The 14,051-nt window shown below is 69.8% G+C and carries 13 protein-coding genes; 9 read left to right on the top strand and 4 right to left on the bottom strand.

Annotated features, from left to right (window positions below; all coding sequences use genetic code 11):
- Positions 1 to 13 precede the first annotated feature (13 nt).
- Entirely contained in the window at positions 14 to 805 is a 792-nt protein-coding gene (locus P0592_RS11615) for an aldo/keto reductase (RefSeq protein ID WP_276273933.1), read from the top strand.
- A 115-nt stretch (positions 806 to 920) separates the two neighbouring features.
- Here P0592_RS11615 and P0592_RS11620 read toward each other — a convergent pair whose 3' ends face one another.
- On the bottom strand, positions 921 to 1,679 hold the full coding sequence (locus P0592_RS11620; protein ID WP_276271050.1) for a creatininase family protein: 759 nt from the start codon (positions 1,677 to 1,679) through the stop codon (positions 921 to 923).
- Between the two features lie 109 nt (positions 1,680 to 1,788).
- Here P0592_RS11620 and P0592_RS11625 point away from each other — a divergent pair, with 109 nt between their 5' ends.
- A complete protein-coding gene (locus P0592_RS11625) occupies positions 1,789 to 2,082 on the top strand; it encodes a DUF8011 family protein (protein ID WP_276271051.1) in 294 nt (97 codons plus the stop codon).
- A gap of 37 nt (positions 2,083 to 2,119) precedes the next feature.
- On the opposite strand, the gene gatB is transcribed toward P0592_RS11625, so the two are convergent.
- Positions 2,120 to 3,637: an Asp-tRNA(Asn)/Glu-tRNA(Gln) amidotransferase subunit GatB gene (gene gatB / locus P0592_RS11630; protein WP_276271052.1), complete on the bottom strand. Its 1,518-nt coding sequence runs from the start codon at positions 3,635 to 3,637 to the stop codon at positions 2,120 to 2,122.
- Between the two features lie 161 nt (positions 3,638 to 3,798).
- Between gatB and P0592_RS11635 the strand changes: the two genes are divergently transcribed.
- From P0592_RS11635 to P0592_RS11665, 7 genes are all read left to right on the top strand, one after another.
- Positions 3,799 to 4,170, top strand: a complete 372-nt coding sequence (locus tag P0592_RS11635; RefSeq protein ID WP_276271053.1) for a DUF7518 family protein — start codon at positions 3,799 to 3,801, stop codon at positions 4,168 to 4,170.
- Positions 4,171 to 4,188: 18 nt separating this feature from the next.
- On the top strand, positions 4,189 to 7,776 hold the full coding sequence (gene smc / locus P0592_RS11640; RefSeq protein ID WP_276271054.1) for a chromosome segregation protein SMC: 3,588 nt from the start codon (positions 4,189 to 4,191) through the stop codon (positions 7,774 to 7,776).
- Positions 7,777 to 7,779: 3 nt separating this feature from the next.
- On the top strand, positions 7,780 to 8,724 hold the full coding sequence (locus P0592_RS11645) for a segregation/condensation protein A (RefSeq protein WP_276271055.1): 945 nt from the start codon (positions 7,780 to 7,782) through the stop codon (positions 8,722 to 8,724).
- 52 nt (positions 8,725 to 8,776) lie between these two features.
- Entirely contained in the window at positions 8,777 to 9,472 is a 696-nt protein-coding gene (locus P0592_RS11650) for an HAD family hydrolase (protein WP_276271056.1), read from the top strand.
- The gene (locus tag P0592_RS11655; RefSeq protein WP_276271057.1) at positions 9,469 to 10,398 is read left to right on the top strand and encodes a phosphotransferase family protein; all 930 of its coding nucleotides are present in this window, start codon (positions 9,469 to 9,471) and stop codon (positions 10,396 to 10,398) included. Before P0592_RS11650 ends, P0592_RS11655 begins: the two co-directional genes overlap by 4 nt.
- 35 nt (positions 10,399 to 10,433) lie before the next feature.
- Positions 10,434 to 11,738 (top strand): aspartate--tRNA(Asn) ligase, encoded by a 1,305-nt coding sequence (gene aspS / locus P0592_RS11660; RefSeq protein ID WP_276271058.1) that lies wholly within the window; start codon positions 10,434 to 10,436, stop codon positions 11,736 to 11,738.
- A 249-nt stretch (positions 11,739 to 11,987) separates the two neighbouring features.
- Positions 11,988 to 12,305 (top strand): hypothetical protein, encoded by a 318-nt coding sequence (locus P0592_RS11665; RefSeq protein WP_276271059.1) that lies wholly within the window; start codon positions 11,988 to 11,990, stop codon positions 12,303 to 12,305.
- Between the two features lie 36 nt (positions 12,306 to 12,341).
- On the opposite strand, the gene P0592_RS11670 is transcribed toward P0592_RS11665, so the two are convergent.
- Together P0592_RS11670 and P0592_RS11675 are read right to left on the bottom strand one after the other, a co-directional pair.
- Positions 12,342 to 13,175 (bottom strand): bacteriorhodopsin, encoded by an 834-nt coding sequence (locus tag P0592_RS11670; RefSeq protein WP_276271060.1) that lies wholly within the window; start codon positions 13,173 to 13,175, stop codon positions 12,342 to 12,344.
- Positions 13,176 to 13,260: 85 nt separating this feature from the next.
- Positions 13,261 to 14,022 carry an aldo/keto reductase gene (locus P0592_RS11675; protein WP_276271061.1) on the bottom strand — a complete coding sequence of 254 codons (762 nt, stop codon included), beginning with the start codon at positions 14,020 to 14,022 and terminating at the stop codon, positions 13,261 to 13,263.
- Between the last annotated feature and the right edge of the window lie 29 nt (positions 14,023 to 14,051).

The following is a 14,051-nucleotide window of genomic DNA, read 5'->3' on the forward strand; positions in this document are numbered from 1 at the left end:
GCGCGCCGACGGGATGCCGATGCTCGGCCTCGGAACGTGGCAGAACGACGACGCCGACCAGTGCGCGGAGACGGTCGAGACGGCCCTGGAGATGGGCTACCGTCACGTCGACACCGCACAGGCGTACGGCAACGAGGCCGCGGTCGGCGACGGCATCGCCGCCGCCGGCGTGGCCCGCGAGGACGTCTTCCTCGCGACGAAGGTGTGGAACTCCAACCTCGCCCACGACGACGTCCTCGAGACCGCAGAGCGGAGCCTCGACGACCTCGGCGTCGACGCGGTCGACCTGCTGTACGTCCACTGGCCGGCCGGCGAGTACGACCCCGAGGGGACCCTCTCGGCGTTCGACGAACTCTACGAGCAGGGCACGATCCGCAACGTCGGCGTCTCGAACTTCGAGCCCCACCACGTCGAGGAGGCGATGGAGATCCTCGACGCGCCGCTGTTTGCCAACCAGGTCGAGTGCCACCCCTTCCTCCCGCAGGACGAACTGCGTGCCCACGCCGAGGAGCACGGCTACGAACTCGTCGCCTACTCGCCGCTGGCCCGCGGCGAGGTGTTCGAGAGCGACGTGCTGACCGACATCGCCGACGACCACGGCGTCAGCGCCGCACAGGTCAGCCTCGCGTGGCTCCGCGAGAAGGGGGTCACGGCCATCCCGAAGGCGACCGGCGAGGACCACGTCGCCGACAACCTCGCCAGCACCGCCCTCTCGCTGTCCGACGAGGAGGTCGCCCGCATCGACGACATCGACCGGACCGACCGCCGGATCGACCCGGACTTCGGCCCCGACGCCTGGGACTGACCACGCTCGCGGTCGCCCGGACTCGGCCCGTCGCGACGCCGACACGCCGTCGGCCCGGGGACCGGGTTCGACGAGACCCCGATCCGATCGACGGTGGCGGCCGCTGGCCCCGTCACTACTCGACGGCGGCTCGCGCTGCCTCGACCTGTTCGGCGTAGGCCTCGGCCACCCGGTCGAGGATCGCCTCGCCGGCGGCCGCCGTCGCGTGGTTCGGGTCCCCGAGGACGCCGTTCTCCGTGATCGTCTCCATCCCTTCGCTCAGCAGGCGCGCCGTGCTGACCTCGCCCTCGGTCCCGACCTCGAAGCTGTCGGTGTCGACCAGGTCCTCGGCGACGGCCAGCAACACGGCCGTCTCGACGGCCCCGGCGTGGACGACCGGCTCCCGGTAGTCGACGCCGGCGTCGGCCAACCCCGCGTTCCCCAGCTCCATCAGCTCCTGTAGGTCCGCCAGCGCGACGACGTTCGTGTCCAGTTCCCGGCCCAGCTCCGGCGCGACGGTGTTGACCGGGGCGAAGTTCCCGCCGTGGGTCGGGACGAGGACGACGTGGGCGAAGCCGTGCTCGTCCAGCGACCGGCAGTAGGCCCGGATCTGGTCCATCAGGACCGCCGGCGGGACGGTGATCGTCCCCGGGAATGACATGTGGTGGCCCGAACAGCCGGGCCGGATCGTCGGCGCGACGACGGCGTCGCCCAGTTCGTCGGCGATCCGCTCCGCGATGGCGTCCCCGCGGAGTGTGTCGGTCAACAGCGGAAGGTGCGGGCCGTGTTGCTCGACGGCCCCGACGGCCACGATGGCCGTGTCGACGCCGTCGTCGAGGGCCGCCTCGACCTCCGTCCAGGTCATCTCTCCGAGTTCGACAGTGTCGGTCGACATAGCCACACGGTCGGCGGCGGCGGAGAAAAGCGCTGTGTCGGGGTGGGAACTCTCGGCACGCCGGGGTCGAGGCAATCCTTATCCCCCGCTCGGGTGTACGTTTCGTCCGATGCCCTCCGTCGTCGCGGACACCCTGTTCAGTGAGCCGTCCGGCCGACCCAACTCGCTGGCCCAGTTCGCGAGCGCGCTCGCTTTCACCGGGATCTACGTCTGGAGTGCCAGCAACGGTTCCCCGCAACCCTGGCTGCTCGTGATGGTCTTCGGGGCGACGCTCGCCGGGGTCGCCGAGTCTCTCCCGAAAGCCCGACGGCGGACGGCGGGCGTCCTCCGTCTGGTGGCGCTCCTCTCGTTGTGCTGTCTCGTCGCCGCGATTGTTCTCGTTCCAGAACTCGTCGTCTGGTAGCTCCGCTCTCGGGGGCCGACGCCCCCGTGGACCGGGGCTACTCTTCCAGTTTCTCGCGCAGTAGCCCGTTGACTTCGCCGGGGTCGGCGCTGCCGCCGGTCTTCCCCATCACCTGGCCGACGAGGAAGTTCAGCGCGCCGTCCTCGCCGCTGTGGTAGTCCTCCACGGCGTCGGGGCTCTCCGCGATGGCTTCCTCGACGGCCTGCTGGACCTCGTCGCCGGAGGTCTTGCCCAGCTCCTCACGCTCGACGATCTCGTCGGGCGCGTCGCCCTCGTCGAGCATCTCCCGGAGGACCGTCTCGCGGGCGTTCTTCGCCGTGATCTCGTCTTCGGCGACGAGTTCGACGAGCCGGGCCACCTCGTCCAGCCGGTGGTCGACGTCGGTGATCGCCATATCGCGGTAGTTCAGCTCGCCCAGGAGGTTGTCGGCGACCCACGTCGCCGCCAGGTCGGCGTCGAACTCCGCGGCCACGTCCTCGAAGAAGTCCGCGACCTGCTTCGTGCTCGTCAGCTTCGAGGCCGCCTCCCCGCTGAGGCCGTACTCGGCGACGAACCGCTCGCGGCGAGCGTCGGGCAGTTCGGGGATGTCGATGGCCTCCTTCCAGTCGGCCACCTCCAGGGGCGGCAGGTCGGCCTCGCGGAAGTAGCGGTAGTCCTTCTCCTCCTCCTTCGAGCGCATCGAGACGGTGTTGCCGTGAGTCTCGTTGAAGTGGCGGGTCTCCTGTTCGACCGCGCGCCCGGACTGGATGAGCTTGCGCTGCCGGGAGGCCTCGAACGAGAGGGCCTGCTCCGCGCCCTTGTGGCTGGAGATGTTCTTGACCTCCGTGCGGTTGGCGTCTTCCAGCACCGACTCGTCGATGCTGCCGTCCTCGCTCACCTCGCTCGCGTCGACCATCGAGAGGTTGGCGTCGATGCGGAGGCTGCCGTCGCGGGTGGCGTCGAAGACGCCCAGGTACTCCAGCACCTCCTCCAGCTTCTCCAGGAACGCCCGGACCTCCTTCGGCTCCCGGAAGTCCGGCTCGGTGACGACCTCCATCAGCGGCGTGCCGGCGCGGTTGTAGTCGATCAGCGTGTAGTCGGCGCGGTCGATCGAGCAGACCCGCGACTCCAGGGGACCGGTGCCCTCCCGGACGTGCTTGATCGAGCCGGGGTCTTCCTCCAGGTGAGCACGCCGGATCGTCACCGAGCGGCGCTGGCCCTCGACGGAGAACGCGAGGTCGCCGTCCTGACAGATGGGGGCGTCGTACTGCGTGATCTGGAAGTTCTTCGGCAGGTCGGGATAGTAGTAGTTCTTCCGGTGGAACGTGGTCTCGGCGGGGATGTCGGCGTCGATGGCCTTCCCGACCTTGACGGCGGCCTCGACGGCCCCCTCGTTGACGACCGGCAGCGCCCCCGGCAGGCCCAGACAGACCGGGCAGGTGTGGGTGTTGGGCTCGTCGTCGCCGACGTCGGTCGAGCAGCCACAGAAGATCTTCGTCTCCGTCTCGAGCTGGACGTGGACCTCCAGCCCGATGACGGCCGCGAGTTCGCGGGACTCGGCGGCTTGTGCAGTCATTACCCGCGGTTCGGTGGCCGCCGGCTAAAGGCTAACGACCCCGTGCGCGTTCGACCCGGCGACGCGACGGGTCCCGATCCGTCGGGGACCCGCCGAACGTATCAAGTTCACTTTGTATGTCTGACGTAAGTTTATGGCTATAGGGTGGTTCGTTGACGCGTATGTGTGGCAACCGTGTCGAGGAGTTAGAGGAGCGCGTCAAGGAACTCGAAGCCTCCGTCGAGGGACTCACCGACGAGCTCGTCGAGTGCAAGGTCCGCCTGCGTGAACTGGAGAACACCGTCGACGAAGAGAGCGGCTTCGGGGCGGACGCACGGCGCGACTCCGCAGAGTCGTCCGAGACCGAGCCCGACACGGAGGCCGAGCAGTCCGGCGAGTCCGACGACGGCGGCGACATCATCGTCCCCGAGACCGGGGCCGACACAACTAACACGCCGGGTCCCGAGGGAGCGGACAAGGAGGACGAGGCCGCGTCCGAGTCGGCGGAGTCCGAGACCGACGACGACTCCGGCTCCGACATCATCGTCGCGTAGGAGACGGCCCACCACCGTATGCACATCAAAGAGCTGGTCCTCGACAACTTCAAGAGCTTCGGCCGGAAGACCCGCATCCCGTTCTACGAAGACTTCACCACCATCAGCGGCCCGAACGGCTCTGGCAAGTCCAACATCATCGACGCGATCCTGTTCGCGCTGGGACTGGCCCGCACCTCGGGCATCCGCGCCGAGAAGCTGACCGATCTCATCTACAACCCCGGGCACGCCGACGAGGACGTCGACGTCTCGGGCGAGCGGCAGGCCAGCGTCGAGGTCATCCTCGACAACGAGGACCGGACCTTAGACCGAGCGCAGGTCGTCAACGCCGCCGGCACCGAGGATGTCGGCGACGTCGACGAGATCAGTATCAAGCGCCGGGTCAAGGAGACCGAGGACAACTACTACTCCTACTACTACATCAACGGTCGCTCGGTCAACCTCTCGGACATCCAGGACCTGCTCGCGCAGGCCGGCGTCACCCCCGAGGGGTACAACGTCGTGATGCAGGGCGACGTGACCGAGATCATCAACATGACGCCGGGCTCGCGTCGCGAGATCATCGACGAGATCGCCGGCGTCGCCCAGTTCGACGAGAAGAAGGCCGACGCCTTCGACGAGCTGGAGGTCGTCCAGGAGCGCATCGACGAGGCGGAACTCCGCATCGAGGAGAAACGGGACCGCCTCGACCAGCTCGAAGACGAGCGCGAGACGGCCCTGGAGTACCAGGAGCTCCGCGAGGAGAAAGAAGAGTACGAGGGCTACCGGAAGGCCGCCGAACTGGAGGACAAGCGCGAGGAACTGTCGGCCGTCGAGGACCGAATCGAGGACTTGGAGGACGAACTCCAGGACCTGCAACGCGAACTCGACGAGCGCCAGGGGAAAGTCGTCCGCCTGGAGGACGAGCTCCACGAGCTCAACAACGAGATCGAGCGCAAGGGCGAGGACGAACAGCTCGCGATCAAGCGGGAAATCGAGGAGATCAAGGGCGACATCTCCCGGCTGGAGGACAAGATCGAGACGGCCCGGCAAGCCGTCGAGGACGCCGAGAACGAGCGCCGGCAGGCGTTCGTCCAGATCGACCGCAAGCAGGAGACCATCGACGACCTGGAGAGCGACATCCGCGAGACCAAAGTCGAGAAGTCCAACGTCAAGGCCGAGATCGCCGAGAAGGAGACCGACCTCGCGGAGGTCCAGCAGCGCATCGACGACATCGGCGAGGAGTTCGAGGAGATCAAGGACGAACTCGATGCGAAACGCGACCGGCTGGAGGCGCTGAAAAGCGAGCGCAACGACCTCCAGCGCGAGCAGGACCGCCTCCTGGACGAGGCCCGCCGCCGCTCCAACGAGGAAGACGAGAAACGCGCCGCCATCGAGGACGCCGAGGCCGAGATCCCCGAACTGGAGGCGGACATCGAGGACCTCGAACGCGAACTGGAGAAGGCAGAGCAGAACAAGGAGACCATCGGCGAGGTGGTCGACGACCTGCGGGCCGAGAAGCGCGAGCTCCAGTCCGACCTCGACGAGCTGGAAGACGAGATCAGCGCGAAACAGCAGGAGTACGCCCAGCTCGAGGCCAAGGCCGGCGAGGACGGCGACTCCTCGTACGGGCGCGCGGTGACGGCGATCCTCAACGCCGACCGCGAGGGCGTCCACGGCACCGTCGGCCAGCTGGGCGGGGTCGACCCCGAGTACGCCACCGCCTGCGAGACGGCGGCGGGCGGGCGGCTGGCCCACGTGGTCGTCGACGACGACGGCGTCGGCCAGTCCTGCATCGAGTACCTCAAATCGCGCAACGCCGGCCGGGCGACGTTCCTGCCGATCACGCAGATGCAGGACCGCTCGCTGCCGTCGCTGCCGACCCACGACGGCGTCGTCGACTTCGCGGCGAACCTCGTCGACTACGACCGCGAGTACGCCGGCGTGTTCTCCTACGTCCTGGGCGACACCGTCGTCGTCGAGGACATGGACACCGCCCGGGACCTGATGGGCGACTGGCGGATGGTGACGCTGGAGGGCGACCTCGTCGAGAAGTCCGGCGCGATGACCGGGGGATCGTCCTCGGGGACGCGCTTCTCCTTCTCCGGCGGGGCCGGCAAGCTCGAACGGGTCGCCGAGCGCATCAACGAACTCGAAGACGAGCGCGCGGACGTGCGCGACGACCTCCGCGACGTCGAGGACCGCTTGGAGGACGCCCGCGAGCGCGAGGCCGACGCGACCGAGCAGGTGCGGGACATCGAGACGAAGATCGAGCGCAAAGAGAGCGCCCTCGAACAGACCCGCGAGCGCATCGACGACCTGGAGGACGACCTCGCGGAGATCGCCGACCAGCGGGAGTCGGTCGCCGACGAGATGGACGAGCTCGAAGCGGAGATCGAGACGAAACAGGAGGCCATCGACGGGCTCCAGGGCGAGATCGACGACCTCGAGGCGGAGGTCCAGGACTCCGAGCTCCCGGCCCTCACCGACGAACGGGAGGCCATCCGGGACGACATCGCCGACCTGGAGGACCGGATGGACGACCTCGACGCCGAGCTCAACGAGCTCCAGCTGGAGAAGCAGTACGCCGAGGAGGCCATCGAGGACCTCCACGACGACATCGAGGCCGCACAGAACCGCAAGGCCGAGAAGGAGGAGCGCATCGCCGACCTCGAATCCCGGATCGAGGACAAGCGCGATGAGAAAGCCGAGAAGGAGGCGGAGGTCGCGGAGCTGGAGGACGAGCTCGCGGAGCTCAAGGCGGAGCGCGAGTCCCTCCGCGAGGACCTCCAGGCCGCCAAGGAGGCCCGCGACGAGCAGCAGGCGAAGGTCACCGACGTCGAGCGGGACCTCGAAGACGAGCGCGAGGACCGCGACCGGCTGGAGTGGGAGGTCGACGAACTCGAGGCCCAGGTCGGCGACTACGACCCCGAGGACGTCCCCGACCACGACACCGTCGAGGCCGAGATCGAGCGGCTCGCCGACGAGATGGCGGCCCTGGAACCGGTCAACATGCGGGCCATCGAGGAGTACGACAGCGTCGCTGACGACCTGGCGGATCTGGAGGACCAGAAGGAGACGCTGGTCGAGGAGGCCGAGGGAATCCGGGACCGCATCGACACCTACGAGGCCCGCAAGAAGGAGACGTTCATGGAGTCCTTCGACGCCATCAACGAGCAGTTCGAGGACATCTTCGAGCGGCTCTCGAACGGCACGGGCCACCTCCACCTGGAGGACGAGGCCGACCCCTTCGAGGGCGGACTGACGATGAAGGCCCAGCCCGGCGACAAGCCGATCCAGCGCCTGGCCGCGATGTCGGGCGGCGAGAAGTCACTGACCGCGCTGGCGTTCATCTTCGCCATCCAGCGGCACAACCCCGCGCCGTTCTACGCGCTGGACGAGGTCGACGCCTTCCTCGACGCGGCCAACGCCGAACTCGTCGGGGAGATGGTCGACGAACTGGCCGGCGACGCGCAGTTCGTGGTCGTCTCGCACCGCTCGGCCCTGCTGGAGCGCTCGGAACGGGCCATCGGCGTGATGATGCAGGGCGACAACGTCTCGGCCGTCACCGGCATCGACCTCTCCGGGGACGGCCCCGACGAAGAGGAGGTGCCGGCGGACGACTGACCCATGACCGACGACGACATCCCACTGGACATCACCGGCCACGAGGACCGCGAGCGGCCGAGCCGCTCGGCGGAGTCGGCGACCCCGCCGGGCGACGGGGACGCCGCTCCCGAGGAGGACGTCGACCTCCTGACCGAGGGCGAACGCGCGGACGGCGAGGCCGACGACGAGGACGTCGAACCCGTCGAGGTCCTCGTCCAGCTGGCCGACGACGGCGAGATCGACCCGTGGGACATCGACGTGGTCCGGGTCACCGACAAGTTCCTCGCCCGCATCGACGAGGGCGACCTGCGGACCTCGGGCCGGGCGCTGTTCTACGCCTCCGTCCTCATCCGGATGAAGAGCGACGCGATGCTGGGCGAGGACGAGTCCGACGACGACGAGGTCGAGCCGTGGGAGCGGGCGATGCAGGCCGACGATCCGATCGAGGAGCCGGACCCGTTCTCGGCGCTGGAGTCGGAGATGGACCGCCGGCTGGAGCGCCGCCGCGCCCGCGGGATGCCCCAGACGCTTGATGAACTGGTCCGTGACCTCCGGGAGGCCGAGCGGGACTCGTGGTGGAAGGAGTCCCGGGAGTACGACACCAGCGACTCCCCGGGGGGCGACCAGCGGGGGCCACAGGAGCTGGACTACCGCGGCGCGGCCGATATGGGGATGGACCGCGCACCCTCGGCGACGGACGTGGCCGAGACCGCCCACGCCGAGGACATGGACGACATCATCGACGACGTCTACGCCGCCGTCCGCGAGCAGTACGAGCAGGGCCGCGATGAGGTGCTGTACCGGGAGGTACAGGAGGCCGGGGGCTCCCGCGTCGAGACGTTCCTCGGCCTGCTCTTTCTCGCCCACCGCGGTCGCGTCCGCCTCCAGCAGGACGACCTGTTCGGCGACCTCTGGGTCCAGGACCCGAGCGCGGTGAGCGGCTCCGAGGAAGCGGTCGCGGACTAGCGTCTGCCGCGGCCGTCCGAACCGTTTTGCTCGCCGAACCCCTGGAACTGGTGTGACAGACATCGCGGCGGTGGTGTTCGACCTCGACGGGACCCTCTGTGAGTCGACCCAGGACGAGGCCGCGCTGTACGCGGCGGCGTTCGAGCGGGTCGACCGCGAACCGTTCGGTGAGGTCGAGGAACTGTGGGCGGCCCTGACGGGGCCGCCCGACCCCCGCGACGAACGATCGTACCTCGCCGCTGGGTTCCGCCGCGTCGCCGCCCAACACGGCCACCGAACGGTCCCGGCCGACGACCTGGCCGCCGGGCTGCTCGACGCCGTCGACCGGCGGGCGGTCGCGTTCCGCGAGGGCGCGGAGACGGCGCTGTCGGCGGCCCGCGACCGCGGCCCGGTCGCGCTCCTGACGAACGGGCCGGCCGACCGCCAGCGCCCGAAGGTCGAGGCGCTCGCGCTTACCGAGCGGGTCGAGACGGTCTGTTACGCCGGCGACCTGCCCCGGCGCAAGCCGCACCCGGAGCCGTTCCACGACGTCTGCGAGACGCTGGGGGCCGCGCCCGAGCGGACGCTGTACGTCGGCGACTCGCTCGGTCACGACGTGGCGGGCGCACACGGGGCGGGCCTGCAGGCGGCGTGGTGTCCGCGAGAGCCCGGCGACACCGAAGGGTACCGGCCGGAGTACGTCCTCGGCGCGCCGTCGGACCTGGCCGCCGTCCTGGACCGTCAGCGCGCCCGGGAGGACCGTGGGTGACCGCCGCGGAGGCCGTCCTCGATCGGGTCGTCGGTGCCCCGCCGGACGCCCTCGAGCGGCCGCCACAGGGGAACCACAAGCGGACGGTCGTGGCCCGCTACCGCGACCGGCCGTCGCTGGTGGTCCAGACGGCAAACGACGCGGCGGCGCTCCGGACCGAAGCCGAGCTGCTGCGGGCCGTCGCCGACCGGACCGACGTCCCGGTCCCGGAACTCGTCGCGGCCGGCGAACTGGACGGGCGGGGCTACCTCGTCACGGAACACGTCGCCGGCGCGGACCTCCACGAGCGGTTCGTCGCGCTCCCGACCGACGACCGGGTGCGACTCGCGCGGCGGTTCGGCTCGATCCTGGGGACGCTCCACGACGCGTTCCCCTTCGACGGTGCGGGGGCGGTGAGCCTCGACGACGGCAGCCTCGTCGCGGCGGGCCGAACGAGCGCCGCCGTCGCCCGCGAGTACGCGGCCGACGCGCTCGCGGCACTCCCGCCGGCCTTCGACGACCTGCGGCCCGCGGTGGCCGCGGCCCCCGATCCGCCGACGGGGAACCGCCGACCCCGGCTGTTCCCGTGGGACCTGCGGCCCGGCAACGCGGTCGTCGCGGACGGCCGGCTGGCGGCGGTGCTGGACTGGGGCGGGCCGCGCGCCGCCGACCCGGCGCTGTCGGTCGCCAAGACCGAGCACGTGGTCGCCCGCTGGTACGGCGTCGACAGCGATCGGTTGGCTCCGGCGTTCCGCGAGGGGTACCGCTCGGTGCGGCCGTTGCCCGACGTGACGGCCGCCCACCGTCTCGCGGCCGTCGCGGCCGCCGCCGTCGACAGCGACGGCGTCGTGACCCGGCCGGGCTACCCCGAGCGCACCGGCACGGACGCGGTGACCGTCCACCGCGCGTGGCTGTCGGAGCGGCTGACCGCGGCCGAGTCCGAATAAACGGAGTTTAAGTCCGTCCCGGCAAACGGGCAGGTATGGACGACCGCACCTACACCGCGGACGCGGAGCCGGGCGAGACCGTCACGGTCGCCGGCTGGGTCCACGAGATACGGGACCTCGGTGGCATCGCCTTCCTCATCCTCCGGGACGCGACCGGGAAGATCCAGGTCAAGTTCGAGAAAGACGAGATGGACGACGACCTCGTGGAGACGGCGCTGGACGTCCACCGCGAGTCCGTCATCGCCGTGACCGGCGACGTGGAGGAGGAGCCGCGCGCCCCCACCGGCGTCGAGATCACGCCCGACTCGCTGGACGTGGTCGCCGAGGCCGACCCCGAACTGCCCCTTGACCCCTCCGGCAAGGTCGACGCCGAACTACCGACCCGGCTGGACAACCGGACGCTCGACCTCCGCAAGGACGAGGTCAAGGCCGTCTTCGAGATCCGCGCGGAGGTCCTGCGGGCCGCCCGCGAGGCGTTCCGCTCGCTCGGCTGTACGGAGATCAACACGCCGAAGATCGTCGCCACGGGCACCGAGGGCGGGACGGAGCTGTTCCCCATCACCTACTTCGGCCGCGAGGCGTTCATGAACCAGAGCCCGCAGCTGTTCAAGCAGCTGATGGTCGGCTCCGGCTTAGAGCGAGTCTTCGAGATCGGCCCCATCTTCCGCGCCGAGGAGCACAACACGCCCCGGCACCTCAACGAGGCGACCTCCATCGACTTCGAGTCGGCCTTCTACGACCACACCGAGGCGATGGACGCCTGCGAGCACGTCGTGAAGTCCGCCTACGAGGCCGTCGAAGAGAACTGTCAGGACCAGCTCGCGGCGCTGGGCCTCGACGAGACGTTCGAGGCCCCCAGCGGCGAGTTCCCGCGGCTGACCTACCAGGAGGCCCTCGACCGCATCAACGCCACGGGCGAACTCGACGAGCCGCTGGTGTGGGGCGACGACCTCTCGACGGAGGCCGAGCACGTCCTCGGTCAGGAGGTCGGCGAGCACTACTTCATCACCGACTGGCCCAGCGAGATCAAGCCGTTCTACATCAAGGACCACGACGACGACCCCGAGGTGTCGACCGGCTTCGACATGATGCACCCGTCGATGGAACTGGTCTCGGGCGGCCAGCGCGAGCACCGCCACGACCAGCTCGTCGCGGGCTTCGAGCAGCAGGGGCTGGACCCCGAGGCCTTCGAGTACTACACCAAGATGTTCCGCTACGGGATGCCCCCCCACGCAGGCTGGGGCCTCGGCGGCGAACGGCTCGTCATGACGATGCTCGGCCTGGAGAACATCCGGGAGGCCGTCCTCTTCCCGCGAGACCGGCAGCGCCTGTCGCCGTAGGCGACGGCGCGACCGTCGAGCGGGAGCTCGTCGGACGAGCGGCGCGAGTCCGACGGTGTTCCCGCGGGATCGTCAGCGTCTGAGCCCGTAGGGCGAAGACCTGAGAGCCAGCGAGACGAACGCAGTGAGTCTCGCCGGACCGGCAGCGCCTGTCGCCATAGGCGACGGCGGCGAGCGCGGGACGCGGCGTCCCGCGTGCCTCGTCGGATAGTGCCCGAGATTTTTGTTGCGGCAGTCGTCAGGCGGGGTATGGACCGCCAGCGACGCGTCACCGTCGAGGTGGCGGGGACGATCGTCGGGACGCACCTCCTGTACGCGTTCCTCGTCGACCCCGCCCTGGAGCGTATCGACCCGTCGCTCGCCCTCAGCGACGCCGAGCCGAGCCTCTACACGCCGTTCGGCCGGTTCGGGACGCTCCCGGTCGGGGGGACCGACTTCTCGCAGCCGGCCATCTACGTCTACCTCGCCACGATTTTCGCCGCGTTCGGGCTCTACGTGGCGCTCCGACGCGACACGCTGACACGGATCGGCGAGCGGTACGCCGTCGCCGACGACCTGGAGAACTGACGGGACCGGGCGAGCCGGTCCGTCGACGCGTGGGGCTCAGTCGTCGGCGAGGGCGGTGTCGCCGCCCGCCGTTCCGGCCGCGCCGCCGGCGACCGTCGACTGGTTGTTCGCGACCCAGCGCAACAGGAGGAACGCGAAGAGGTACTTCGCGCCGACGTCGAGCGCGGAGTAGCCCCACGAGGTCAGCCCGACCGACTGGACCAGCGCCAGCCCTTCGACGCCGACCGCCCAGATGATCGGGTAGCCGAGCCAGAGGACGACCGTCAGGACCCGCAGCGTCCCGAAGATCTCGTCGGTGCCGGCGGCCGCGGCGTTGCTGGGCCACTCGACGAGGATGGCATAGAGGACGACGAGGAAGAACGCACAGCTGATGCCGTAGAAGAACCACCGGAGGCCGTACGAGGAGGTGACGAGCGCGGCCGCGAGCCCCGTGACGCACATCCCGATGTCGGCCGCGATGACGGTGAAGAGGTCGGCCCGGTCGACGTCGGCGAGCAGGCCGAGCGCCAGCAGGATCATCGGCGTCGAGAGCGTCCAGGTGAGGTACCGGCCCCACTGGCTCATCACCTCCTGACCGGCGAGCGCGTGGCCAGCGGGCATCTCGATGAAGCCGACCGTCAGCCCCGAGACCAGCGCCGCGTAGCTCGATATCGAGACGAGCGGGACGAACAGCGTCGCCGCCCAGATGAACTTGGCCCGTGGGGTCGTCACCGTCCGCCCCATATAGACGAACAGCAGTATCGAGAGCCCGGCGAGCGCGATGTTCACCCAGAGCGACGAGGCCAGCAGCACGTCGTTCGCGATGGCCTCGGCCACCTCCGACTGTGTCGCCTGGAGCGGGACGGTCGACGCCGCTGATGCGAGTGCCATACACTGACCGTACGTAGCTATCGCATAAACGGACAGACCCGAATCGTATCGGTACGGCCGTGTCGGCGAGCCGTTACGGGGCCCGCTACTCGGGGAACAGCTCCGCCTCGCGTTCGATGGCCTCGATGCGGGCGACCTCGTCGTCGGTCAGGACCAGCTCCGCGGCCGCGAGGTTCGCCTCGAGGTGTGCGCGACTCGACGCCTTCGGGATCGTCACCACCGGGTCGTAGCTGGTCGCCCAGGCGATGCTGACCGCCGCCGGCGACGTGTCGTGGTCGTCGGCGATCGCGCGGATCGTCGGGTCGTCGAACACCGCGCCCCCCGCCAGCGGGGAGTACGCGACCAGCGGGTAGCCGCCCTCCCGGGCGTCGGCGAGCAGGTCCTCGGACCAGAAGAAGGGGTGGAACTCGACCTGGTGGGCGGCGACGGCGTCGAGGTGCTCGCGGGCCGTCGCCAGCTGGTCGGGTTCGAAGTTCGAGAGGCCGACGCGGTCGGTCAGGCCAGCCTCGCGGACCTCCTCGAGCGCGGGCAGCGTCGCCGCCGGATCGTAGTCGCCGCGGGGTCGGTGGACGTACAGCAGGTCAACTCGATCGAGTCCGAGCCGGTCGAGGCTGGCCTCGGTCCCCGGACGGACGTCGGCGCTCGCGAGGCTGTCGATCCAGAGCTTCGTCGCGACCGTCAGATCGCCGCGGTCGGCGTCGGCCGCGGCGACGCCGCTCCCGACCACGCCCTCGTTGTCGTAGATCTGTGCGGTGTCGAGGTGTCGGTAGCCGGCGTCGACGGCCGCCGTGACCGTCGCCGGGTCGTCGATCCCCATCGTTCCGAGTCCGACCGGTGGGAGGTGCACACCCGACAGAGGGCGGCGAGGGGAAAGGA

This window comes from Haloarcula litorea, from assembly GCF_029338195.1.
GTDB classification, from domain to species: domain Archaea; phylum Halobacteriota; class Halobacteria; order Halobacteriales; family Haloarculaceae; genus Haloarcula; species Haloarcula litorea.

Excerpts from the sequence above, each read along its gene's own strand:
- P0592_RS11615 (WP_276273933.1), top strand. The coding sequence starts at position 14 with ATGCCGATGCTCGGCCTCGGAACGTGGCAGAACGACGACGCCGACCAG.
- P0592_RS11620 (WP_276271050.1), bottom strand. The coding sequence starts at position 1,679 with ATGTCGACCGACACTGTCGAACTCGGAGAGATGACCTGGACGGAGGTC.
- P0592_RS11625 (WP_276271051.1), top strand. The coding sequence starts at position 1,789 with ATGCCCTCCGTCGTCGCGGACACCCTGTTCAGTGAGCCGTCCGGCCGA.
- gatB (WP_276271052.1), bottom strand. The coding sequence starts at position 3,637 with ATGACTGCACAAGCCGCCGAGTCCCGCGAACTCGCGGCCGTCATCGGG.
- P0592_RS11635 (WP_276271053.1), top strand. The coding sequence starts at position 3,799 with ATGTGTGGCAACCGTGTCGAGGAGTTAGAGGAGCGCGTCAAGGAACTC.
- smc (WP_276271054.1), top strand. The coding sequence starts at position 4,189 with ATGCACATCAAAGAGCTGGTCCTCGACAACTTCAAGAGCTTCGGCCGG.
- P0592_RS11645 (WP_276271055.1), top strand. The coding sequence starts at position 7,780 with ATGACCGACGACGACATCCCACTGGACATCACCGGCCACGAGGACCGC.
- aspS (WP_276271058.1), top strand. The coding sequence starts at position 10,434 with ATGGACGACCGCACCTACACCGCGGACGCGGAGCCGGGCGAGACCGTC.
- P0592_RS11665 (WP_276271059.1), top strand. The coding sequence starts at position 11,988 with ATGGACCGCCAGCGACGCGTCACCGTCGAGGTGGCGGGGACGATCGTC.
- P0592_RS11670 (WP_276271060.1), bottom strand. The coding sequence starts at position 13,175 with ATGGCACTCGCATCAGCGGCGTCGACCGTCCCGCTCCAGGCGACACAG.